Origin of the sequence: Kribbella caucasensis, assembly GCF_004361855.1 — a bacterium.
Taxonomy (GTDB): Bacteria; Actinomycetota; Actinomycetes; order Propionibacteriales; family Kribbellaceae; genus Kribbella; species Kribbella caucasensis.
Window position 1 is genome coordinate 356,095 of the sequence record NZ_SNWQ01000006.1, and the last position, 22,953, is coordinate 379,047.

Genomic DNA, 22,953 nt, shown 5'->3' on the forward strand with positions numbered 1-22,953 from the left:
CTGCTGTCTAGCTGCAGTAAGCGCGGATCGAGACAACATGCGCGCGCTGGGTGCCGTTGGTTGCCTTCACCACTAGGCGCAGCGCAGTCAGTGGCAGTGGGCGGTCGAGTGGGTGGCGGATGCGGCGGCGGTGGTTGGATTTGGCTGAGGCGATCGTTGTCCAGGGACCGTTGTTGTTGCGGGCCTGTAGGTCGTAGTCGCGGACGAGGGTTGGGAGGATCTCGTCTGGGGATCGGTGGTGGTGCAGGTTGATCAGGTCCTCCTCGACGTCGTCGTCCAGGATGACCACGATCTCGCCGACCTCCACCGGCTCCGGCCAGGTCAGCTCGATCCACGGCTCGGGGTCCCACGCGAGATCCTCCGACGCCCAGAGCTGCGGACCGCCGCACGGGCGCGAATAGCCGCCGATCACCTTCGAGGCCGAGTACGCCGACGACTCGCCCGCCAGCCGTACGCACAACCCTTCCCGCTTCAGGATGTGCTTCCAGGAACGAAACTGTTCGGTGTACTGCTCGTCCGGCGCGGGATCGCGATGCGCGAAGTAGATCATCCCCGGCAGCGCCGACTCCGCCGTATGGACGGAAACCGACGGGTTTGCCTTCAGTACGACGACCACGTTGCCGACCTGGTCCCAGGAGAGCGGCACCTCGATCCAACGCTTCTCGCCGGCGGGCACATCGACTGTGCAGGAGTCCAGCAGCTTCAACGGCAAGTAGTTCTGCGGCTTCACCGGATCGTGCAACTCGACTGTCAACGACGTCGCCTCAGCCGCGTCCACCAGCAACTCGAAACCCTCCAACGAAGGCTCGACCGGCACCACCATCGCGACATCGCTCTCCAGCGGCAGCGTCCCCGACGACACCTCCACCGCCAACCGCCGCAACGACGAGGACGCGGTCGCCGACGCCCCGAGCGCCAGGTTCGCCGGATCGGTGTCGGCAACCCCGAGCACCGACGCGTCCGCCCGGTGCAACGCGTGCCGCACCAGCTCGAAGCGTTCCGTCGCAGCTGAACGAGGCGTCAACCCGTTGCGCAAGGCAACAGCTGACGCGACCCCGACCGCCTCCCCCAGCACCGCACATGTCGCCATCACCCGGGTCGTCCCGAACGCGACGTGACTCGCGCTGATGTTCCGCCCGGCCATCCACAGGTTCCGCACGTTCCGCGAGTACAGCGACCGCAACGGGATGTGGTAGTTCCCATCCGGATGCCAGTGCTTCGACCCGCGCTCCGTCGCATACACCCCACCCGGCGGGTGCAGGTCGATCGACCATCCCCCGAACGCGACCCGATCCTCGAACTCAACCTGCCCCAGTACGTCGTGCTGCGTGAGCACGTGATCCCCCAGGAACCGGCGGTACTCGCGCTTTCCCGGCACCGACCCGATCCACTCCAGCGTCAAGTTGTCCGCGTCGAAGCGGCCCGAGTTCTTCAGGTAGTCCCAGATCCCGTAGACCACGCCCTGCAACTCGTCCCGGATCCGCTCGTTGTCGTCGACCACGTCCAGCTCGCCACCCCACTCGATCCACCAGTACGCGCACCCGTTGAGGTCCGACCGGATGATCCGCCGATCCGGGATCGACGTGCTGTTGATATCGCGTGCGAACGAGGGCGGGACGAACTTCACCGGCCGGCCCGCGTCCTTGGTGTAGAAGAGGATCGTGCTGCCGAGCGTGTTGCTGTCCGGGATCTCCGGCGCCCACGATTCGCCGTACTGCGACCTCGGCTCGCGTCCGGTGCGAAAGTCGGCGCCGGCGAGGAAACCGATCAGTCCGTCGCCCGAGCAGTCGGCGTACATGGGGCTGTGGAAGGTGATGTCCTTCTCCGAGCCCATCTGCCAGCCGGTGACCGAGGTGATCACGCCGTCGGCCGCTTCGACGGTCCGGACGTCGGTGTTGAGGAACAGCTGGATGTTCGGCTCCGCGCGGACCGCTTCGAGCAGGACGAGGTCCCAGTAGTACGGGTTGCCGTCGGGGTTGCGGTACTGGTTCTCGACGAACAGCTCGCCCATGATGCCGGTCTCCCGGGCGAAGTGCTGGACGCCGTGCGCGGTGGCGCCGCAGACCCAGACGCGAACCTCGCTGGACGAGTTGCCGCCGAGCACCGGCCGGTTCTGCACCAGGGCGACGGTGCTGCCCTGCCGGGCGGCGCCGATCGCGGCACAGATCCCGGCGAGACCGCCGCCGACGACGGTGAGATCGGTCCGGACATCGAGCTGCTGCATGCATTCACCTCTCGAGGTGTTCGGGCGGTACGCCGGCGAGGGTGATCGCCGGCCCGCCTCAGGTGTCTGGGTGGACGACCGGTTGGCCCGGTCCGTTCGGGTGGTTCGCGGTGAGGTGGTCCGGGACACGCTGGGCGACCAGGACGAACAACAGGCCGGCCGTCAACGTGTCACTCGCGCGGCCGGCGAAGAACTCGGTCCAGCTGCCGCCGACCGCCGTACCGGTGTCGAGGGAGATGTCGGCCAGCCGCCCGATCGGCGAGTCGACGACGCCCGTGATGGCGATCGTCAGCGCGCCCTCGTCCTTGGATCGGCGGACGTACTCGAGCGTGGTCGGATCGGTCCCCGACCGGGTCACGACGAGCGCGACGTCACCCTCGCCGAGCAGGCCGGCGGCGATCTGCGACGACTGCGGTCCGTCGAAGAACCACACCGGGATCCCGATCCGGAGCAACCGGATGTACAGCTCCCGGGCCGGGATCGCGTCACCCCACTCGCCATAGATATGGGTACGCCGGGCGCCGGCGATCGCGTCGGCAACCCGGGTCGCGGCGTTCAGGTCGATCGAGGCGAGCGCGTTCCGCAGGGCGTTGGCCTGGGTGCTGGCGAGCACGTTCAGCACCTGCTCGGGCGGATCCGCCGGGCCGATCGCGAGGCCGATATCGCTGGCCCAGCCCGCCTCCAGACCACGGCCGACCTCCATCGCGAGGGCGGCCCGGAGAGCGGGGTACCCGGCGAAACCGAGGTGGGTCGACAACCGGGTCACGGTCGCCGCCGAGGTCTGCGCGGCCTCGGCCAGTTTGGTGATCGAGCCGCGCGCGACCTCGTCCGGGTTCGCCAGGATGTGCTCGGCGACCCGCTGCATCGCGCCGTTGAGGTCGGGCAGGGCCCGCTTCACCAGTTGCAACGGGCTCGGTGTTGCTGCCTTGTCGATCATGCGGTGATCATCACGTATAGACGAACTGGGCACTCGCAACACCATCGGTGTCGCTGACCAGCCGTACCCAGTGGGCGCTGAAGCCCGGCTCGAAAACATGGGTGTGGATCTTGCCCGGCTCGACTGTGAATACCTCGGACGCTCCGAACCGACCATGGCCATGGAAGTCGATCTCCAGGGTGATGTTCATCGGGGTGTCGCTGAAGTTCTCCAGGTGCAGGCACATGTTGTCGAAACCGGTCATCAGATATGGGTCGGAGGGTTCGCCGGCGGTCACCGGGGTCTCCCACCAGGGACCACCCCAACCGGCCGGTTTGCCGAAGTTCCACAGGTCGTCGGTCTTGCCGAACCACAGTCCGGACTGCGGTTCCGCCGTCGTCGGGTTCAGCCCGTGGCTGGGCGACGCGTTGTCGGCGCCCGCGACGAACATCCCGCGCCAGGAGCAGAAGTCGCCGAGCACCCACAGATGCGTGGAGATCGGCCGGACGCCCCAGATCCTGCCGCCGTACGCCCACGGGGACAGCTCGTAGAACATCCCGTGGTGGTCGAGCAGCAGGCGTTCGTGTTCGACCTCGCGGATCCGCGGCCACTCGGTCTGCCACTTGTGGTCGAAGCAGTGCGACGCCTTCGGCAGCCGGTACCGGGTCCAGCGCTGGTCGGATTCGGTGAACACCTCGAGGATCGCCGAGGCCTGGTCCCACCCGGACGCGAAGATCGTGCCGCCGAACTCGTGCCGCCCGCCGATCGCGGTGAACGGCTTCTCCGCGAGCACCCGCCACTGCCGTCCGGCGTACTCCGCGAGCCGGCCGCGCGACCTCTGGCCGGCCCACTCGGGTTCGGCGTACTCGTTGGAGCAGACCACGAGCCGGCCGAAGCTGGTGTAGCAGTCCTTGTAGTGCACCTTCATCTCGCCCTCGGTGCCGAGCTCGTCGTTGAGGTCGAACAGCTGGACGCATTCGAAGGTGGTCAGGTCGAGCTCGAACAACTCCCCTTCCATGCAGAGGACGTAGACGTGGGTGTCGGGTTTGGTCAGGTGTCGCGAGGTGCCGCAGACCCGGAGCGGCTGGAGCTCGGGGATCGTGGTGATCTTGTGGAACTCGTCGATCACGTGCGGTCCGAGCACCAGCTTCGAGGTCGGGAAGTGAACGAACCGGTTGGTGTACGTGCCGTCGACGCCGAGCGTCTCGGGCACGATCTCCATCGTGAAGTCCGGGTCGATCCGGCGCAGGCTGACCCCGCCGCCGCTGGGTGCCTTGTGCGAGTTGTAGTTCTGCACGTAGAGCTTCCCGTTCCACGGCATCAGCGACCCGATGCCGAGCTCGCTGCGCGGCGGGCCGAAGTCGCCGACCTGCGCGAGATCCGGGAAGACACCTGAGACGTTGTTGGGCAAGGGATGCTCCTACTTGATGCCGGTGTGGGTCATGGCGGCGATGAAGCGGCGCTGCAGAATCACGAAGACGAGCAGCACCGGCACGATCGAGACGACCGACGCGGCCATCGTCAGGCCCGGCGCGATCTGGCCCTGCTCGTCGACGAAGTTCGTCAGGCTGAGCGGCAACGTGTAGTTCTCCGGGCTGCTGATCAGCACCAGCGGCGTCTCATAGTCGTTCCAGGACCAGACGAAGGCCAGGATCCCGAGCGCGCTCATCACCGGGGAGGCCAGTGGCAGGTAGATCCGGCTGAAGATCTGCCACTCGTTCGCGCCGTCCATCCGGGCCGCCTCGGCGAACTCGGCCGGCTGGCTGACGAAGAACTGCCGCATCAGGAAGGTGCCGAGTACGGTGAACATGCCGGGCAGGATCAGGGCCCAGAGCGTGTCGTACAGGCCGAGCTTCTGGAAGTAGATGAACCGCGGAACGAGCAACAGCTGGGCCGGGATGATCGCGGTCGCCAGGTAGAGCAGGAACAACTTGTCCCGTCCCTTGAACGAGATCCGGGCGAACGCGTAGCCGGCCATCGTCGCGGTGAACAGTTCGCCCGCGACCCGCAGTACCGCGACGAAGACCGACCGGCCGAACGCGGGCAGCACCGAGGTCTCGCCGGTGAGCACGGTCTTGAGGTTGTCCCACTGGACCGGATCGGGGATCCACTGCATCGGGATCCGGTAGGCGTCGACGTCCTGCTTGAGCGCGGTCGACAGCATCCACGCGAACGGCGCGAGGAAGGCGATCGCGAGGATCCAGAGCGGGATCCCCCAGTACCACTTGGCTGCCTTGTTAGTCATTGAGGGCCCTTCCTCGCTGGGCGCGCCAGGTCAGCAGGGTCAGCGCGAGTACGCCGGCGAACGTCACCAAGCCGATCGCCGAGGCATAGCCGAACCGGTAGAACTGGAAGCCCGTCTGGTACATGTAGTACGAGATCGTGGTGGTCGAGTCGCCCGGGCCGCCCGACGTGATCAGCGCGATCAGGCCGAATCCCTGGGACGCCCCGATGATCAGCGTGACCAGCAGGAAGACCGTTGTCGGCAGCAACGAAGGCCAGGTGATCGTGCGGAACTTCGCCCACGCCCCGGCACCGTCGATGTCGGCCGCCTCGTAGAGCTGCTTTGGCGCGTCCTGCAAGGCCGAAAGGTAGATCAGCGAGCAGTAGCCGACGCCACCCCAGACCGCCATCACGATCAGCGCCGGCAACGCCCAGTTCGACGAGGCGAACCAGCCGGGCTGGATGCCGAAGACCTCGAGCACCTGGTTGACCAGGCCGGCCTTCGGGTTCATCAGCATCAGCCAGGTCATCCCGATCGCCACCACGTTGACGATGTACGGGAGGAAGAAGATCGCCCGCAGGATCGACCGTCCGGGCAGCGGCCGGTTGAGCGCGATCCCGAGCGCGAGCCCGAGGACGACCGTCAGCGGGACGCTCACCCCGACGTACAAGAGCGTCAGGCCGACCGCGTTCCAGAAGCCGGGGTCCCTGGCGATCGCGACGAAGTTGTCCAGGCCGGTGAAGGTGATGCCACCGACGCCGGAGACGAGGTTCCAGTCGGTGAAGGCGAGTGCGATCACGCTGACCAGTGGGATCAGGGTGAATGCGAGGACGCCGAGCAGGTTCGGCGCGATGAAGAGGAATCCGATCCAGCCCCGCGGTTTGATCCCGGGTGCCCGCTCGGCCCGTACGGCGGGGGCCGCGGCGACGGTGGCCGTGGTCATTCCGAACTCCTCTCGTTGCGGGCGATCGCGGCGTCGGCGAGCCGGCGTACCTCGTCGATCGCCGGAGCGGGGTCCTTCTCGCCGAGCCAGCAGAGGTCGCGCTGCTGGTTGTAGGCGAGGCTGATCTCGGGGAACCCGGTCAGCCGGGTGTCGGTGGCGAGCTTCTGTTCCTTGGTGAGGACCACCTTGTTGAAGGAGTCGACGTCGAAGAACTTGTCCGGCTCCTTGCCGAGCATTCCGGTGATCACCTGGTCGTCGGTGACGTTGCCGAGGGTGGGCAGCTTGCCGCCCTTGAGCATCGGCGCGGACCCTTCGGTCAGCCAGAACTTCACGAACTCCCAGGCCGCGTCGGCCTTCGGCGACTTCGGGTTGACCATCACGAAGTTGCTGTAGGCGCCGCCGTTCCAGTCGTTGCCGTCTACGGTCGGCGGTGGTGCGAACGACACCTTGAAGTCGTGTGGGTACTTCTTCGCGTCGTACAGGTAGCGAAGGTTGAACGGCGCCGTCGACCAGAGGTGGAACTCAGCCTTGAGGAAGGAGTTCTGCTGGTACGCGTTCAGGTGCCGCGACAACACCTCGCTCCACGGGAACACAGAACCCTCGGCGATCATCTCGCGGCCGAGCCGGAACCCCTGTTCGAAGTGGGGATTCCCGAAGTTCGACTTGTCGCCGTCGTACCAGTAGTTCGGCCCGAGGGCGATCCGGGCGAGGTCGGGGATCGTGTACGCGCCGATCGTGCTGTGTGTGGTCAGCCGTTTGGCCGTCGCACGATAGTCCTCGATCGTCCAGCTTTGCGGGAGTTCCACGCCAGCCTGTTGGCGGAGCTTCTCGTTGAAGAGGACGAAGAACGGCTCCCGGGCGGTGGCGAGTGCCTTGACCCGCCCGTTGTCGAGGTACGCGCGCGGCTGGTCGGTGTCGAGGAAGACCTGCAGGTCGGGATCCGCCCGCACCCGCTCGGTCAGGTCCGCCGCCAGTCCGGACCCGGCCCGCAACGCCAGATTGGCCTGCGCGTAGGTGAAGTACACGTCGATGTCGAGCCCACCCTGCAGCGCGGTATCCAGCTTCAGGTTGCCCCGCTCGTCGTTCACGAACCGCGTGTAGTTCACCTTGTACTGCGGGAACTTCTTCTCAAACGCCTCCACCACAGCCTGTGGCCCCGAAGCCGCCGGCACCCCACCCCAAACCTGCAACACACTCGACTTGCCCCCACCCCCACCCGAACACCCCGGCACCACAGCCGCGGCCCCCACCGCACCCAGCCCGGCGAGCACCTCCCGCCGTGAAAATCCTTTACGCCTCACACTCCACCTCCCGCCGAATTTCGCAAAAGATTAGCGAGGTTGGAGTGCTTTGCCTAGTCCTGGTGCAAATTCTTTTCAGGACACGTCGGCAACCCCAGGTCGGCCCGCTTCGACCGTGACGCCCGCGCGGGTGATCACCGGGCCGCCTGGCACGGTCACCTGCGGTACGACGCGATAGTCGGTCCGCCATCCGTTTTGCGTCACCACGCAGCGTTGGTAACCGCGCTGGCTGTTGTGGAAGCGCATGTGCGGGTTCTCCGCAAGCCAGGTGATCCCGAGGCTGTCCATGTCGACCCCGTTGCCGCCCGAGCTGATCGACGTACCGAGGAACTCCGTGCCGACGGTTCGCGACGACGGATCGGCGAAGTTCAGCTTGAGGTCCGCGGCCACGCTTCGGTGAGCGTCGCCGGTGATCATCACGAAGTTGTCCACCTTGCGCTCGACCACACCGTCGAACAGGCGCTGCCGGGCGGCGGCGTACCCGTCCCAGGGGTCCATCCCGTAGCGCTCCGACGGACCCGCGTCGTGGTCGGCCTCGAACGCGAAGACCTGGTTGCCGAGCACGTTCCAGCGGGCGGACGAACGGCCCAGTCCGTCGAGCAGCCACTTCTCCTGCTCGGCGCCGAGCATCGTCCTGGCCGGGTCCCAGCGGCCGTCGCAGTCCTGGGCGCACTGCTCCAGTTGGTCCGAGCGGAACCGGCGGGTGTCGAGCACGTTCAGCTGGAGTAGGTTGCCGAAGGTCAGGCGGCGGTACACCTGCATCTCGGGTCCGCGCGGCATCGACGTACGGCGTAGCGGCAGGTTCTCGTAGTACGCCCGGTACGCCGCGGCCCGGCGCTGCCGGAACACGGCCGGGTCCTGATCCGGCTCGGTGTCGAGCTGCGAGATGTCGCCGGCCCAGTTGTTCTCGACGTCGTGGTCGTCGGGCGCGACCACCCAGGGCGCGGCGGCATGTGCGGCCCGCAGGTCGGGATCGGACTTGTACTGGCCGTACCGGACTCGGTAGTCGGCCAGGCTGAACACCTCGGTGGTGGGGATGTGCGCCCGGCCGATCGTGCCCTGACCGCCGCCTTCGTAGATGTAGTCGCCGAGGTGCACGACCAGGTCGAGGTCTTCGTCGGCCATGTGCCGATAGGCGGTGAAGAAGCCCTCGGGGTACGCCTGGCAGCTCGCGAAGGCGAAGGTCAGCTCCTTCAACCAGCTGTACGGCGCCGGCGCGGTACGAGTGCGGCCGACCGGACTGACCTGGTCGCCGACGATGAAGCGGTACCAGTACTCACGGTCCGGCCGAAGCCCATGCACCTCTACGTGGACCGAATGCGCCCACTCCGGGACTGCATGCTCCACGCCACGACGGACGATCCTGCTGAAGCGCGGGTCTTCGGCGACCTCCCACTTCACCAGGAAGAGTCTGGCAGGCATGCCGCCGTACCCGTCCGGCGCGACCGGCTCCGGAGCCAGCCGGGTCCACAACACGACACCGTCCGGCTGCGGGTCACCGGATGCGACCCCCAACGTGAACAGCTCGCCGAGGCGTGAGGTCGCCTTGGCCTCCGGGACAAGGGTGCCGGCAACGGCCGCGGCGCCGGCCAAAGTCAAGAAGTGACGACGGCCAAGGTGGGCGGGCAACTCTGGCATGAATCCTCCAGCAACAGGTCGGAAGCCGTAAGTCACTCACAACTAACGGACCTGGAGCCGAAGAACAAGAGAACGCGAGGTTGCGGTCAGAGACTGCAGTTCACCAGGACGGGTTCGTTGACCAGGGTGATGCCGAAGCCCTGGTGAACCTGGGCGCGGATGTGGGCGGCCAGGCCGAGGATCTCCTTCGCGGTGGCGGTGCCTCGATTGGTGAGGGCCAGGGTGTGCTTGGTGGAGACCGAGGCGGCCCCGATCGCGAAGCCCTTCGGGACGCCGGCGTGCTCGATCAGCCAGGCGGCGCTGGTCTTCACCCGACCGTCGGGTTGCGGCCATTGCGGCGCACCAGCCGGTACTTCGGCCGGGGTGTCCAGGATCGGGTTGGTGAAGAAGGACCCCGCCGACCAGGTGTCGTGGTCCGCCTCGTCGAGCACCATGCCCTTGCTCCGGCGCAACCCGAGCACCGCTTCCCGGACGTCCGTCATCGGAGCCCGCGAGCCCGGTTCGACCCCGAGGACGCGCGCGAGTTCGGCGTACTCGATCGGCGCGGACAGAGCCCCGAGCTTCAGCTGGAAGGCAACCTCGAGGACGACGTACCGCGACGGGTCGGCCTTGAAACGCGAGTTGCGGTACGTGAACCCACAGTCGGCGGCGAAGATGGTCCGGACCGCGTTGTCGACCCGATCCCAGACCCGGACCGACGCGATCGTCTCGGCCACCTCGTGACCGTATGCGCCGACGTTCTGGATCGGCGTGGATCCAGCCAGGCCCGGGATGCCGGACATCGACTCCAGACCGCTCCACTCCTCGGCGATCGCCCGCTGAACCACCACGTCCCAGTCCTCGCCGGCCTGGATGTGGACCATCGCGCCCGAGCACATGTCCGCATCGACCCGGATCCCGCGGGTGGCGATCTTGATCACCGTGCCGCGGAACCCCTCGTCGCCGATCACCACGTTGCTGCCGCCGCTCAGCAGCAGCACCGGCTGCTCAGCGGCGTCGGCCGAACGGACCGCCTCGATCAGGTCCGCCTCGGTGGTCACCTCGACCAGCTTGTCCGCCGGACCGCCGATCCGGAGCGTGGTCAGGCCGGCCAGCCGTACGTCGGTGCTTGTACTCACGGGACGCGCACGACCGCTCTGGCCCGGCCGAGCACCTTCTCCTCACCGGCGACCGCGGTGATGTCGATCTCGGCGAGGCCGTCCGCGACCTTGTCCACCTTGGCCGAGAAGGTCACGCTCACGCCCTTGTCGTCGTCCGGAACCACGACCGGCTTGGTGAACCGTACGCCGTACTCGACCAGGTCAGCGGGATCTTCCAGCCAATCGGTCACCACCCGAGCGGCCGACGCCATCGTCAGCATGCCGTGCGCGATCACACCGGGCAGGCCGAGGGACGCGGCCATCCGGTCACTCCAGTGGATCGGGTTGAAGTCGCCACTCGCCCCGGCGTACCGGACCAGGTCCTCGCGCCGGAACGTGACGGTCAGCGACGGCAGTTCGGTACCGACCTCTACGGCGCTCATCCGTCCGCCCGGTTGTGCGTGATGGTCGAGGTGGAGGTGGCGATCGGCTCGCCGGCCACGGTCGTGAGAGCGGTCTCGTACATGATCACCTCGACGTCACCGGCCTTGCGGACGGTGGTGATGGTCGCGGTCGCGGCGATGTCGTCGCCGGCCTTGATCGGGCGGGTGTAGCTGAACTTCTGCGCGCCGTGCACGATCCGGTCCAGCCGCAGGCCGAGCTCCCCGTCCTCCAGCAACTGGTCGAGCGCCTTGCTGCCGACCATGAACGCGAACGTGGGCGGCGCGATCGCGTCATCACCCCGGTACGCCGGGTTGGCGTCCCCGATCGCGTCGGCGAACTCCCGGATCTTCTCCCGGCCGACCTGGTAGGACTCGGCCGCCGAGTAGCTCCGGCCGACCATCGTGGCGTCGATCGTCATATCCGGTAACCCTACTGGCAGACTGTTGGCCCGAGTGCCGCCACCCACTCCGCTGAGACCGATCGGGAAGGTAGGACGTGTGACGGCAGGACGTGTTGCTGTGGCCTCGTTGGCCCGGTACGCCCCACGCTACAAACTGGAGATCGGCGAACCCGCCGGCAACGAGTGGCTCCGGGCGGACCGCATCCTGGAGGCGGACGGCCCGGAACTGACCGAGCTCCTCAAGCGCGACCACGACGCCGCCGGCCACACCTCGGCGCACGCGAACGCACTCAGCCTGATGTCGTTCTACGCCGGCCGCGCCCCCGCGACCGCGCTGCTCCTGTGGGCCCTCGAAGGCCGGGTCCTCGACATCCGCCCGCAGAACCTCTGGGTCCGCCCGCACGACGGCCACGGCATCGCCGCTGTCGCGATCCGCTCCGCCCGATTCCTCCCCGGCGGCCTGCAAACCCTGTACGACGTGGTGCTGACGCAGCACCTGCTCCCCCTGTCGGCCGAACTCCACCGCCGCACCCGGGCCGGACTCCGCCAACTCCACGGCGGCGTCGCAGCCGGATGCGCGATGGCCTTCTGCGCCGCCACCCGCGAAACCGAAACCGTCCCGCCCGCCTACCTCCTGGAACGCTGGCAGACCTTCGTCGCCAACGCCCCCGCCGAACTGGCCCGCCTCGGCGACGTCGAACCCGCCGCCGGCAAACTCGTCTACCTCCGCAACACCTGCTGCCTCTACTACACCAGCACCGCCGCCCCCGGCACCCTCTGCGGCTCCTGCTGCCTAACCCCCCGCCCCACCCGCCTCGCCGCCTACAACACCGGCCGCCCCATCCTCACAGTTTGAGAACTGTCTGTGACGGTCTGTATAACTAAACGTCACAAGAAGAGTCGCCGGGGGAAAGAAAAAAACGGCCCCCTTGCGGGGGCCATTCCAGCCGGCCGAACCGGCATCGAGCACAACGATGTTAACACACACCGTGTCCGTGACACGGTCTATCGACGGGGGATCCGCCCATGGCATCCGTGGCCGCGTACATCGACGGCTTCAACCTGTACTACGGCATGAAGAGCAAGTTTGCCCGCAAGTACTTCTGGCTGGATGTCGTCGAACTGGTCCGACGGCTCCGTCCGGATGATGAGGTCGTGGCGGTCCGGTACTACACAGCTCTGGTGAAGGGTGAGCCGGACGCAGCGTTCCGGCAGAAGCACTACCTGGAGACCCTCAAGGCGCACTGCGGCCCACTGCTCGACATACAGGTCGGCTGGTTCAAGCCGAAGAAGCTTGCTCCGTGCAAACAGTGCAAGGAGGACTGGCTCTGTGGGTGTCCCCGCAAGGTCCGGTCCTACGAGGAGAAGGAAACCGATGTCGCACTGGCAGCGGCGATGGTCGCGGACGCGGCTCGCGGCCTGGCGGACATCACCCTACTCGTCAGCGCCGACTCGGATTTCGCACCCGCGATCCGCGCCCTGAAGGCAGTGCGCCCCGAGCAACACGTGATCCTCGCGATGCCACCAGGCAATCCCAAGCCGCACAAACGCTTCACCGACCTCGGGTCGTTCAGCATTAACGAAACCGCCTTGCGGCGTTCCCAGCTGCCTGAGGTCATCCACGACCCCAAGGTCCGGGCTGAACGCCGCCGCCCGGCGAAGTGGATCTGAAGTACGGGCGGCGGGCACAGCAAAAGGCCGCCTCGGGCGTCCGAAGCGGCCCTCGCGGAGAGTGCTGGGGTCAGCGGGTTTCGCGGTGGTCGGTGTGGTCGTTGCAGCGGGCGCAGTACTTCTTCAGCTCAAGACGATCCGGGTCGTTGCGCCGGTTCTTCTTGGTGATGTAGTTGCGCTCCTTGCACACCGTGCACGCCAGCGTGATCTTCGGGCGGATGTCGGTTGCCTTGGCCACTGCTGCCTCTTCTTGTCAGGAGCGCCGGATGCGCGCTCTCGTAGTGCTGATCGGTGGGTAGCGGGGGCGGGAGTCGAACCCGCGACACCACGATTATGAGCCGTGTGCTCTAACCACCTGAGCTACCCCGCCAGAGAGTCCGTCACCCCACCCGGCGAACCAGGTGGGACAGCGATTCTCAGAGCCCCTTTACGGAATCGAACCGTAGACCTTCTCCTTACCATGGAGACGCTCTGCCGACTGAGCTAAAGGGGCGGGCCGAGGAGAGAGATTACACGGTCCGCCGCCTCGATGTGAAATCGAGCCGACCGCACCCTGCGACCCCTCAGTCCGACCCGAGAAGCATACCGGTTCCCAAGGGTGCATCCGAACCAAATTCAAGCCCCACGCCACCGTCCCGGTCTGGCCAGATTCACCCCAGTACGGCGTCGTCCGCGGCGAAATCGTCCGACGCATCCGCCGGCGGGTTCTCCAGATGCCAGCGGACGGAGCGGCGCAGGCTCTCGGCCGGGTCGACCGGGGCCCACCCGAGTACGGTCCGCGCCTTCCACGAATCCATCAACAGGTGCTGATCGATCGCACCCGTCAGCGCCAGATCAGCCGGCAGCAGGTCGTCCCGCACCCTCACCAACTCCACATCAACCGCTTCCGCCGCCGCCAGGATCTGCTCCGCGAACAACCGGTACGGCGCCGTGACCGGCTCCACCACGTTGAACGCCTCCCCGCGGTGATCCCCCGCGAGCGCCAACGACACCGCGCCGGCGACGTCCCCGACGTACACGCGACTGAAGAGGAACTGCCCGGATCCGATCGGGATCCGCCGACGGCCCGCCCGCACCCGGCGCAGTACGAACTCGAACCGCCGCTGATAGTCGTGCTCGCCGTACACCGCCCCCAACCGCAACACGGTCGCTCCCCGCGGCAGGCACCTCTCCTCCATCTCCAGGTTCTCGTACTGCCGCCCGTCCACGAACCGGCGCTCCCGTAGCGGCGAATCCTCGAACAACGGCAGTCCGTCGCTGGTCCAGTCGAAGTGCAGCCCGTCGTACGCCCGGTAGACGTCGCCGCTCGAGATCGCCACCAGCTTCACCTCCGCCCCGACAGCACCCAGTGCAGCATCAGCCGCAGCCGCGTTCATCCCCGACACATCCACCAGCGCCTCCGGGTCGAACGGCTTCACCGCAGCAGCCAGCGAAGGCCCGTCATGCCGATCGACGTGAGCATGCGCGGTCGGCGGGAGACCCTCCGGCTCATGCTCGCCGCGATGGACCACCAGCAACTCGTGACCCTCCGCGACCAACCGCTCGACCACTGCCCGCCCGATGAACCGGGTCCCGCCCAAGATCGCAATCCGCATGCACCAGTACTACGCGGCGCCCGGCCGCCCGAATAGGCCGTCTGCGTCAAGCAGAATCCACCTACCCGGCTCCGGACACCCAGCCGACGGGGATGCGCTATAGCGCTTCAATGGGGTCGCGAGCGAACATGACTTCCGTGATCCCGGTCACTCTCGCTTTCAACTATTGAACGTTGCGGTTTACGCGTGAACGACGACCGGGTGAAGGCCCGCGATCACCTGGAGTAGCCGGATTCCGCGATCCGATCGCTGTCCGCGTTTGAGGCCGTCGTGACCTCATCGTTATGGTCGTTGGGCCGCTGCGGATTCCCGTGGCGGCGTCTCGACTCTGGAAGGTTCTCGTGTCCCCTCACCACGACGTGTCGGAAACTGAACGCCCGGCATCACGCCGTACGGGCGCTTCCCGCCGCGTGGCCAAGCACCGGACCGCCCGCCGAACCCCGCACCGCGGCATCCAGCTGGTCGGCCTCACGGCCGCCCTGGCCGCCGCTGCCGGAACCGCCGCCGCCGGTTTCAACGCGCCCACGACCTCGACGGCCGGCACCACCCTCGACGCCGCCCAGGCACAGGCGCTGTCCACGGCCCGGATCGAGCGCCGCGTCCTCGCCTCCCGCGACACCACCCGCCTCTCGCTCGAAGCAGCCCGCAAGGCCGCCGCCGAAACGAAGGCCGCCCGGGACGCCCAAGCCCGCGCCGCCCAACTGGCCGCCCAGACCGCCCTGACCAAGCGCCGCGCCGCCGCCCTGGCCGCCGCCAAGGCCAAGGCCGCAGCCGACGCCAAGGCCGCCGCTGCGAAGGCCGCTGCCAGGAAGGCCGCCGCCATCGCCAAGGCGAAGGCCGAAGCCGCCGCCCGCGCCGCCGCCCCCAAGGTCGTCCTGCCCACCACCGGCTACCACCTGACCGCCCACTTCGGCCAGGCCGGCTCCCGCTGGTCCAGCAACCACACCGGCCTCGACTTCGCCGCCCCGCTCGGCACCCCCGTCCGTTCGGTTCTCGCGGGCGAGGTCATCCAAGCCGAGTACGCCGGCGCCTACGGCCGCCAGGTGAAGGTGCAGCACGCGAACGGCACGGTCACGTCGTACAGCCACATGTCCGAGTTCACCGTCTCCGTCGGCGACCAGGTCTCCGCCGGCACCCAGGTCGGCTCAATTGGCGTCACCGGCAACACCACCGGCCCCCACCTCCACTTCGAAGTCCTCCTCAACGGCTCAACCCAAATCGACCCCGAACCCTGGCTACGCGACCACGGCGTCAACCCCTAGTACGTCGGGTCGCCCCTCAGCCAGTCCTGAGGAGGACGGCGGCGCCGTCGACCAGTACCTTGGCGTGGCGAATCGCGCCCTTGGCTGTCTGGGCACCGACGAACACCACGCCGTAGTGTGCGCCGTCCTTGACGTCGAGGAGACGTCCCAGCGCGTTGGAAAGCTTCTTGCCTTCTGATCCGACCTCGGCGACGAGTTGTACGGCTTGGCGATGATCCTGCGCCCGGGAACGTCGGCCGAGCGCGAAGCAGCACGCAGCATCCGCCGCGGCGATGCCGGCCAGGACCGCGAGCGCGGCAGCGACGCCCGCCGTCTCCAGATCGCCTTCCTCATCGATGACGAGTTCGGCTACCTCGAGGAAAGACTGGGCCTGGGTCAGTCGCACACGCGCCTGCTCCCGGCCGCACTCCTGCGTGCGGCCGGACGGTTTCGGCGTCATCGCGGGCTCCGGCGGGCCGTCCGAAGCTGGCGGAAGTCCAAGCCGGCGAGGGTGATTGCGTCGCGGACCCACTCCTGCACGATCTCTTCACCCGCAACGATGTGCTCGTCCAGCTGTTCGAGGCCGAGTTCGTACATCTGGGCGTGGTTCCCGGTCCACCGGTACACCAACTCGGCCAGGTCGCTGACCTGATCAACCCACAAGGCCGGCGGGTAGGCAGGGTCTTGGTCGTGGATCAGCAGAATGTCGATATCGCTGGCCGGACCACCGTCGCCCCGTGCCGCAGAACCGAACAGGCTGGCGTGCACCGGCGCCAACCGCCACTGACGGAACTCTTCTCGCAGCCGATCGATCATGAACTGCCGCAGGTTGACCAGCTGTTCGACCACCGGCGCCGCGACGTGTTGCCGGTTGAGGGTGTAGAGCGTGCTCCCCCCGGCTTCAACTGCCGTCACCAGGCCGGTCTCGCTCAACCGGCGGAGCACCTTCCGTACGCCGGGCTCGCTGCCTGTCCCCGCCAGCTGGTGGACCCGCCGACCCGTGAGCGCCTGCGAAGTCCGCACGAGCACCGCGAGCACCGGTCCGTCGAGCGACGGAATCACGGTCCTGATCGGCTGCGAGAGATCCATGGCTCGCCCCTACTTTTGTTTGGATATAAAAACTATAGTAGTGATATCAATACTTAAGTTCCACGCAGGAGCGTGCGGAACAGGGGTGGGAGCAGACGGCGGGGACGGCGGCGGACGGGAGTTAGAGGAATTTTGCCAGGCTGAGTTTGTCGATGTAGTTGCCTTCGATCAGGAACTCCTGGGGGTGGGTGCCTTCGATGACGTAGCCGTGGCGTTCGTAGAGGCGCCTGGCGCCGAGGTTGGTGCTGTGGACGTTCAGGGTGAGCTTGCGGGCGCCTCGGCGTTTGCCTTCGGCGGTTGCTGCGTCGAGGAGGGCTGAGCCGACTCCCTGGCCGCGGGCGCTTGCCGTGACCGCGACCCCGTTGATTGCGAGGACGCCGGCGCCTTCCTCGAAGGGGTACTTGTTCTCCAGGCGGAGGTAGCCGACCACGTTGCCGTCGATCTCGGCGACCAGATGGGCGTCCGGGCCGCGGGCTTCGGTGAAGAAGGTGTCGTGATCGGCGGCGCCGAAGGACGGGAAACCCGAGCTGGCATCCCAGGCGAATGAATCGATCGCCAGCAGTACTGCGTCATCGGACTCCACCGCGCGGCGGACGGTCACCCGGTTCTCGGTCACGCACTCCATCCTCACCCACGAACAGGGTCGAGGATTCAGCGCGGTTCCTGCGGCGGGGCGTCGTCAGCGGCGAGCGAACGCTGGGCCCAGGCGACGTCGTGCCAGCGGTCGTGCTTCCAGCCGATGCGCCGGTAGGTGCCGATCGGTTCGAACCCCATCGCCGCATGCAGGCCGACACTCGCGTCGTTCGGCAGCGTCATACCGGCGATCGCCGTCCGATACCCCCGCGAGGTCAACCGCTCGAACAGCGCCTCATACAGAGCCCGCCCACCACCCGTACGCCGCCGGCCGGGCTCGAGGTAGATGCTGACCTCACAAGACCACCGGTACGCCGGCCGCGGTTTCATCGGGACGCCGTACGCGTACCCGACAACGCGCCCCTCCTCTTCCAGCACCAGCCACGCGTGCGCCTTCTGCGCGTCCAGGATGCGCTCGGCCATCTCGGCCGGCGTCGGCGGTTCAACCTCAAAACTGATCGCCGTGTCGCGGACATAAGGCCCATAGATCGCCGCACAAGCCTCGGCATCAGCCGAAGCTACGGCGTCACGAATGATCGACATGTTACGATAGTAGCTATAACTGCCGCTATAGTGGCAAGCATGGAATCAGATCCGCTGTCGGCCTCGCTGGCGTCGACCGTGCAGGCTGCCCGGGTCGCCCGGGAGCTGTCGGTCAACGCGCTGGCCGAGCGGTCCGGCGTCTCCCGAGCGATGATCGGCAAGATCGAACGCGGCGAGGCCCAGCCGACCGCGGTACTGCTCGGGCGGTTGTCGGGAGCGCTCGGGATGACGCTGTCCGAGCTGGTCGCGCGCGCCGAGGGGGCTGGTGACCTCCTCCGGCGCGCCGCGGACCAGCCGGTCTGGACCGATCCCGCGACCGGGTACCGCCGCCGAGCCGTCTCCCCCGCGACCGAGGGCCCGCTCGAACTCGTCGAGGTCGAGCTCCCGGCCGGCGCTACCGTCTCCTACCCGGCCGACGCCTACATCTTCAAGACCCAGCAACTCTGGGTCCTCGAAGGACAGCTCCGCTTCCACGAGGGCCCCCTGGTACACGACCTCGCAGCAGGCGACTGCCTCCAACTCGGCCACCCGACTCCGACCACGTTCCACAACCCCACCGACGCCGATTGCCGCTACCTGGTCGCCCTGGTCAAGAGTCGCCCCTGACAACAGCACCACCACACGAACACAGCAACAGGAATACGGCGACAGCGAGGCCGCGACATGGTTGAGTAGTCGCGCCGCCCGCCGAACCCCTCGCGATGGGACTCGAGACGATGGATGTATCCCCGCTGGTCTGGACGCTGACGCTCGCCGGGATCGTCGGTCTACTGGTGTTCGACTACCTGTTCCACGTCCGGCGGGCGCATGCGCCGACGCTGCGGGAGGCGGCGCTCTGGTCGAGTGTGTACGTCGGGATCGCGCTGCTGTTCGGCGTCGGCGTACTGATCTTCGGCGGCACCGCGGCGGGGTCGGAGTACTTCGCCGGCTACCTCACCGAGAAGGCGCTGTCGGTGGACAATCTGTTCGTCTTCCTGATCATCATGACCAGCTTCCGGGTGCCCCGGGAGGACCAGCAGAAGGTGCTGCTGTTCGGGATCGTGTTCTCGCTGATCGCGCGGACCGGCTTCATCTTCCTCGGCTCGGCGCTGATCAACAGCTTCGCCTGGGTGTTCTACGTGTTCGGCCTGGCGCTGCTGGTCACGGCCGGCAACATGTTCAAGCCGACGACCGAGGAGTCGCACTCGGCGCAGAACGTGATCGTCCGGCTCAGCCGCCGGCTCTTCCACACCACCGAGTACTACGACGGTGACAAACTCTTCACGGTCCTGGACGGGCGCCGCGCGATGACGCCGATGCTGCTGGTGATGGTGGCGATCGGCGGCACGGATCTGATGTTCGCGCTGGACTCGATCCCGGCGATCTTCGGGCTGACCCAGAATGTGTTCATCGTGTTCACCGCGACCGCGTTCAGCCTGCTCGGACTACGCCAGTTGTACTTCCTGCTGGACGGCCTGCTCGATCGGCTGATCTACCTGTCCTTCGGGCTGGCCGTGATCCTCGGCTTCATCGGGGTCAAGCTGATCCTGCACGCGCTGCACGAGAACAACGTGCCGTTCATCAACAACGGCGAGCACATCGAGGTGGCCGAGATCAGCACCGGGATGTCGCTGGTCGTCATCCTCGCCGTCCTGGTCGTCACCGTGCTGACGTCGCTGTTCAGCACCCGGGGCCGGACCCAGACCGCGATGGCGAACGCGCGCCGCGACGCCACGGCGTACCTCGACTCGGAGTACACCGCCGATCCGGTCGAGCGGGAGCGGATCTACCGGCGGCTGATCGAGTCGCGCGACCACATCGTCAGCCTCGGCCCGAAGGCCAAGCGGATCGTCAAGAACGAACCCGAGCTGATTGAGCTCTGCCGGGCGGCCGCGGACAGCCACGACGCCGCGATCGCCAACGGCCAGCACCCGGATCCATCCGTGCTCGGCCCGGATCCGCTACCCCTTGACAGCTCCCGACGCGAGTCCTGACACGTAGAACCGCTGCAGCCCGACGTACAGCACGACACACGGGATCATCGCGATCACCGATCCCGCGACCAGGGATCCGAAGTTGACCTCGCCGTACGCGCCGGCCTGGACGTTCACCAGTGCGACCGGCAACGTGTACAGCTCGTCCCGGGTCAGGAACGTGAGCGCCCCGAGGAACTCGGTCCACGCCGCCAGGAACGCGTACAGGGCGACTGTCGCCGCACCAGGCGTCACCAGCGGACGCAGTACGGAACCGATCATCCGGAGCGTGCCGCAACCGTCCACGTGGGCGGAGTCCTCCAACTCGACCGGGACCGAGGCGAACGAGTTCCGCATCACGAACACCCCGAACGGCAGGTTGACCGTGGTGTAGAACAGGATCAGCCCGAACAGGCTGTCGGTCAGCCGCAGCACGTTCAGTTCCAGGTAGAGCGGTGTCAAGATCGCCTGGAACGGGATCATCATCGACACCACCACCAGCGCGAACAACACCGGCCCACTGCGGAACCGGAATCGCGCGAACCCGTATCCGGCCAGCGTCGCCAGTACTGCGGTCAGTACCGCGGTGCTCAGGGCAACGACCAGACTGTTGCCCACAGCCCGGATTAGGTTGCCCGGTCCCTCGATCAGGGTGCGAAAATTGTCCCAGGTCAGGTGGAAGAAGGTCGACGCGTCCGGCGCCGCCACGATAACCTCGTTCGGCTGGACCGAGCGGAAAAGGGCCCACAGCAACGGTACGGCGAACACCAGGAACGCGCCGCCTCCGCCGATCACATAGAAGACGTTCTTGAGCCTCATCAGTCCTTCTCCCGGAGCAGCCAGAACTGGAACGCGGTGACGAGCCCGACCACGACGACCAGCACGATCGACAACGCGGTCGCCGCACCGAGCTGGAGCTGGACGAAGGCCCGGTTGTAGACGTACTGGACGACGGTCGTGGTGTCCGTACCCGGACCACCCCGGGTCAGGATGTAGAACTGCGTGAACGCGAGCAGCGAACCGACCACCGAGATGATCACCGCCATCGCGATCGTCCGGCGCAGTACCGGGATGGTGATCTCCCGTTCCTGCTGCCACCACGTCGCTCCGTCCAGCTCGGACGATTCGTAGTACTCGCGCGGGATCGCCTGCATGCCGGCCATCAACAACATCATGGTCAGCCCGGAGACGCCCCACATCACCAGCACGCAGATCAACCCGGTCGCGAGCGGCCCGTCGACCAGCCAGGCCGTCGTACCGTCGGTGATGCCGAGACCGCGGAGCAGGATGTTGATCGCGCCGCTGTCCGGCTGGGCCTCCAGGACCGTCATGAAGCTCAGCGTGGACAGGCCGACCACGAACGGCAGGAAGAAGACCGTGCGCAACAGGGTCGAGCCGCGCCGTTTGCGCCGGACCAGGACCGCGAGCGCGTAGCCGAGCACCAGGATCGGCCCGGTCACGATGACCGTGTAGAGCAGCGTGTACAGCACGGACTTGGCGAACGCCGCGTCGGAGACGATCGCCGTGTAGTTGTCGAAACCGCTGAACCGGACATCGCCGATCAGCGGCCAGTTCGTCAGCGAGATCACCAACGCGAACGCCAGCGGGACGAGGACGAAGACGGCGACGAACAGGACAGCGGGCGTCACCAGGAGCAGCCCGGTCCGGGGCGGATGGGTCAGCGAGGTCCGCCGGGTCGATACGGCCGGACTCCGGTACGGGCGGCGGGCGGCGGAGCGGGCGGTGATCATGCCTGCCCCTGGGCGAGGATCCGGTCGTACGACTCCTGTGCTTCCTTCATGGCGGCCTCCAGCTCGCCGTCGAACACTGCCCGGCGGAACATCTGCAGCCACGGGCCGTCCGGCTGGTTGTAGAGCAGGTTGTAGGAGAGCGTGGTCGGGGCGTACCCCTCCTCGATGCGTTCCAGCGGCAACGTGCCGAGCGGGAACTTCTTCGCGAACTCGGCGGTCGCCACGTCCGACCGGACCGGCGTGTAGCCGCCCGCGGGCAGCTCCGCCTGCTGCGGCAGGTCGAGCGCGAACTTCATGAACTCCCAGGCGCCGGACGCGTTCCGCGCGCCCCGCGGGATGCACATGTTGTCGCCGCCGTCGAAGAACGCCGCTCCGCCTTGCGGTCCACTGAGCAACCGAGGCGCGATCTTGGCGTGGAACGCCTCGTCCGAACCCGACACGACCACGCTGTAGTTGGACGGGAAGATGCCGATCTTGCCGGCCCGGAAGTCGCTACCCCACCGGCTCGCGTCGTCGGAGAAGTTCGCCCGCGGGACCAGGCCGTCGACCCACAGCTGCCGATGGAGTTCGAGCATCTGCTGGACGACGTCGTTGCCGACGATGTTGCCGGACTGTTGCCCGATCTCCCCTTTGATCAGGTCGGTGTCCGCTGCCCAGATCATCGGCTGTACTACGAATCCGAGCGCACCCGGACTGTTCGCGGGGAAGCTCCACGCGTAGATGTCGTCGCCCAGTTTGCGAAGACTCCGTGCTGCTTCGAGGAGCGCGTCGAACGACTGGACCGCTTGATCGGGATCCACATCGGCCCGGTCACACAGCTCGGTGTTGAACCAGAACATCGAGTTGTCGGCCAGATACGGTACGCCGTACACGCGGTCGGCCCTGGTCGCGAGGCGGAGGTGTCCGGGGCTGAGCTTGTCCCGGAAGTCCAACGCCTGCAGCGGTTCGGTGAGATCGGTGAAGGCGTCGCGGTAGATGAACAGCATCGAGTTGATGTCGTCGATGTCGACCACATCGGGCACGCTGCGGCCCCGAATCGCCGTCGCCAGCTTGGTCACGTACTGCGCGTCCAGGATTGGGGTCAGCTCGGCGGTGAGCCGATCCTGGGACGCGTTGAACCTCTCCACCAACGTGGTCAGACCGCTCTGCGTTGCCGCCCGGCACCAGACCCGGACCGTACCGGTGGCGCTCTCCCCGAACCCGGCCGCACTGACATCGGGTTCGGGGAGGACCGAGCTGCAACCGGGCAGGGCGGCTGCCGTTGCCGTCGCGGCCGCCGCACCGAGGAACCTCCTACGGGTGAGCACGG

General features: G+C 67.2%; 24 protein-coding genes and 2 tRNA genes. 5 read left to right on the forward strand and 21 right to left on the reverse strand.

What is annotated here, in order from left to right; all coding sequences use genetic code 11:
* Positions 1-7 precede the first annotated feature (7 nt).
* From EV643_RS15435 to EV643_RS15480, 10 genes are all read right to left on the reverse strand, one after another.
* Positions 8-2,224: an FAD-dependent oxidoreductase gene (locus EV643_RS15435; RefSeq protein ID WP_133800743.1), complete on the reverse strand. Its 2,217-nt coding sequence runs from the start codon at positions 2,222-2,224 to the stop codon at positions 8-10.
* Between the two features lie 58 nt (positions 2,225-2,282).
* Positions 2,283-3,161: a MurR/RpiR family transcriptional regulator gene (locus EV643_RS15440; RefSeq protein ID WP_133800744.1), complete on the reverse strand. Its 879-nt coding sequence runs from the start codon at positions 3,159-3,161 to the stop codon at positions 2,283-2,285.
* Between the two features lie 10 nt (positions 3,162-3,171).
* Positions 3,172-4,551, reverse strand: coding sequence for a hypothetical protein (locus tag EV643_RS15445; protein ID WP_133800745.1), 1,380 nt, complete (start codon positions 4,549-4,551; stop codon positions 3,172-3,174).
* Positions 4,552-4,560: 9 nt separating this feature from the next.
* Positions 4,561-5,385: a carbohydrate ABC transporter permease gene (locus EV643_RS15450; protein ID WP_133800746.1), complete on the reverse strand. Its 825-nt coding sequence runs from the start codon at positions 5,383-5,385 to the stop codon at positions 4,561-4,563.
* The gene (locus EV643_RS15455) at positions 5,378-6,307 is read right to left on the reverse strand and encodes a carbohydrate ABC transporter permease (protein ID WP_133800747.1); all 930 of its coding nucleotides are present in this window, start codon (positions 6,305-6,307) and stop codon (positions 5,378-5,380) included. The genes EV643_RS15450 and EV643_RS15455 overlap by 8 nt, the downstream gene beginning before the upstream one ends.
* Positions 6,304-7,578, reverse strand: a complete 1,275-nt coding sequence (locus EV643_RS15460) for an ABC transporter substrate-binding protein (protein ID WP_133800748.1) — start codon at positions 7,576-7,578, stop codon at positions 6,304-6,306. The genes EV643_RS15455 and EV643_RS15460 overlap by 4 nt, the downstream gene beginning before the upstream one ends.
* A 105-nt stretch (positions 7,579-7,683) precedes the next feature.
* Positions 7,684-9,246, reverse strand: coding sequence for an alkaline phosphatase D family protein (locus tag EV643_RS15465; RefSeq protein ID WP_133800749.1), 1,563 nt, complete (start codon positions 9,244-9,246; stop codon positions 7,684-7,686).
* 86 nt (positions 9,247-9,332) lie between these two features.
* Complete coding sequence (locus EV643_RS15470; RefSeq protein WP_133800750.1) at positions 9,333-10,364, reverse strand: UDP-N-acetylmuramate dehydrogenase; 1,032 nt, start codon at positions 10,362-10,364, stop codon at positions 9,333-9,335.
* Complete coding sequence (locus EV643_RS15475) at positions 10,361-10,768, reverse strand: MaoC family dehydratase (protein ID WP_133800751.1); 408 nt, start codon at positions 10,766-10,768, stop codon at positions 10,361-10,363. Before EV643_RS15475 ends, EV643_RS15470 begins: the two co-directional genes overlap by 4 nt.
* Positions 10,765-11,187 (reverse strand): FAS1-like dehydratase domain-containing protein, encoded by a 423-nt coding sequence (locus EV643_RS15480; protein WP_133800752.1) that lies wholly within the window; start codon positions 11,185-11,187, stop codon positions 10,765-10,767. Before EV643_RS15480 ends, EV643_RS15475 begins: the two co-directional genes overlap by 4 nt.
* Before the next feature lie 79 nt (positions 11,188-11,266).
* Between EV643_RS15480 and EV643_RS15485 the strand changes: the two genes are divergently transcribed.
* Positions 11,267-12,025 carry a (2Fe-2S)-binding protein gene (locus EV643_RS15485; protein WP_238165595.1) on the forward strand — a complete coding sequence of 253 codons (759 nt, stop codon included), beginning with the start codon at positions 11,267-11,269 and terminating at the stop codon, positions 12,023-12,025.
* A 170-nt stretch (positions 12,026-12,195) separates the two neighbouring features.
* Complete coding sequence (locus EV643_RS15490) at positions 12,196-12,840, forward strand: NYN domain-containing protein (RefSeq protein WP_133800753.1); 645 nt, start codon at positions 12,196-12,198, stop codon at positions 12,838-12,840.
* 70 nt (positions 12,841-12,910) lie between these two features.
* On the opposite strand, the gene rpmG is transcribed toward EV643_RS15490, so the two are convergent.
* The 4 genes from rpmG to EV643_RS15510 form a co-directional block, all read right to left on the reverse strand.
* A complete protein-coding gene (gene rpmG, locus EV643_RS15495; protein ID WP_133800754.1) occupies positions 12,911-13,078 on the reverse strand; it encodes a 50S ribosomal protein L33 in 168 nt (55 codons plus the stop codon).
* A 58-nt stretch (positions 13,079-13,136) separates the two neighbouring features.
* Positions 13,137-13,210 (reverse strand) — tRNA-Met (locus tag EV643_RS15500).
* Between the two features lie 50 nt (positions 13,211-13,260).
* Positions 13,261-13,333, reverse strand: a tRNA-Thr gene (locus tag EV643_RS15505).
* A 157-nt stretch (positions 13,334-13,490) separates the two neighbouring features.
* Complete coding sequence (locus EV643_RS15510; protein WP_133800755.1) at positions 13,491-14,435, reverse strand: NAD-dependent epimerase/dehydratase family protein; 945 nt, start codon at positions 14,433-14,435, stop codon at positions 13,491-13,493.
* 410 nt (positions 14,436-14,845) lie between these two features.
* Here EV643_RS15510 and EV643_RS46455 point away from each other — a divergent pair, with 410 nt between their 5' ends.
* Positions 14,846-15,697 (forward strand): M23 family metallopeptidase, encoded by an 852-nt coding sequence (locus EV643_RS46455; protein WP_133800756.1) that lies wholly within the window; start codon positions 14,846-14,848, stop codon positions 15,695-15,697.
* Between the two features lie 16 nt (positions 15,698-15,713).
* Here the strand turns inward: EV643_RS46455 and EV643_RS15520 are convergent, their stop codons facing one another.
* From EV643_RS15520 to EV643_RS15535, 4 genes are all read right to left on the reverse strand, one after another.
* The gene (locus EV643_RS15520) at positions 15,714-16,136 is read right to left on the reverse strand and encodes a hypothetical protein (RefSeq protein ID WP_133800757.1); all 423 of its coding nucleotides are present in this window, start codon (positions 16,134-16,136) and stop codon (positions 15,714-15,716) included.
* Entirely contained in the window at positions 16,133-16,765 is a 633-nt protein-coding gene (locus EV643_RS15525; RefSeq protein ID WP_133800758.1) for a nucleotidyltransferase domain-containing protein, read from the reverse strand. The genes EV643_RS15520 and EV643_RS15525 overlap by 4 nt, the downstream gene beginning before the upstream one ends.
* A 121-nt stretch (positions 16,766-16,886) precedes the next feature.
* Complete coding sequence (locus EV643_RS15530) at positions 16,887-17,390, reverse strand: GNAT family N-acetyltransferase (protein ID WP_238165606.1); 504 nt, start codon at positions 17,388-17,390, stop codon at positions 16,887-16,889.
* A 26-nt stretch (positions 17,391-17,416) separates the two neighbouring features.
* Positions 17,417-17,941 (reverse strand): GNAT family N-acetyltransferase, encoded by a 525-nt coding sequence (locus EV643_RS15535; protein WP_133800760.1) that lies wholly within the window; start codon positions 17,939-17,941, stop codon positions 17,417-17,419.
* Between the two features lie 39 nt (positions 17,942-17,980).
* Between EV643_RS15535 and EV643_RS15540 the strand changes: the two genes are divergently transcribed.
* Together EV643_RS15540 and EV643_RS15545 are read left to right on the forward strand one after the other, a co-directional pair.
* Positions 17,981-18,547: a helix-turn-helix domain-containing protein gene (locus tag EV643_RS15540; protein WP_133800761.1), complete on the forward strand. Its 567-nt coding sequence runs from the start codon at positions 17,981-17,983 to the stop codon at positions 18,545-18,547.
* Positions 18,548-18,657: 110 nt separating this feature from the next.
* Positions 18,658-19,914 carry a TerC family protein gene (locus EV643_RS15545; RefSeq protein ID WP_133800808.1) on the forward strand — a complete coding sequence of 419 codons (1,257 nt, stop codon included), beginning with the start codon at positions 18,658-18,660 and terminating at the stop codon, positions 19,912-19,914.
* Here EV643_RS15545 and EV643_RS15550 read toward each other — a convergent pair.
* Genes EV643_RS15550 through EV643_RS15560 form a run of 3 tightly spaced genes read right to left on the reverse strand, consistent with a single transcriptional unit; the run spans position 19,882 to position 22,951 of the window.
* Positions 19,882-20,712: a carbohydrate ABC transporter permease gene (locus EV643_RS15550; RefSeq protein ID WP_133800762.1), complete on the reverse strand. Its 831-nt coding sequence runs from the start codon at positions 20,710-20,712 to the stop codon at positions 19,882-19,884. The two genes, EV643_RS15545 and EV643_RS15550, sit on opposite strands and share 33 nt — an antisense overlap.
* Positions 20,712-21,644: a carbohydrate ABC transporter permease gene (locus EV643_RS15555; RefSeq protein ID WP_133800763.1), complete on the reverse strand. Its 933-nt coding sequence runs from the start codon at positions 21,642-21,644 to the stop codon at positions 20,712-20,714. The genes EV643_RS15550 and EV643_RS15555 overlap by 1 nt, the downstream gene beginning before the upstream one ends.
* Positions 21,641-22,951 (reverse strand): extracellular solute-binding protein, encoded by a 1,311-nt coding sequence (locus tag EV643_RS15560; RefSeq protein ID WP_202869563.1) that lies wholly within the window; start codon positions 22,949-22,951, stop codon positions 21,641-21,643. Before EV643_RS15560 ends, EV643_RS15555 begins: the two co-directional genes overlap by 4 nt.
* Positions 22,952-22,953: the final 2 nt, after the last annotated feature.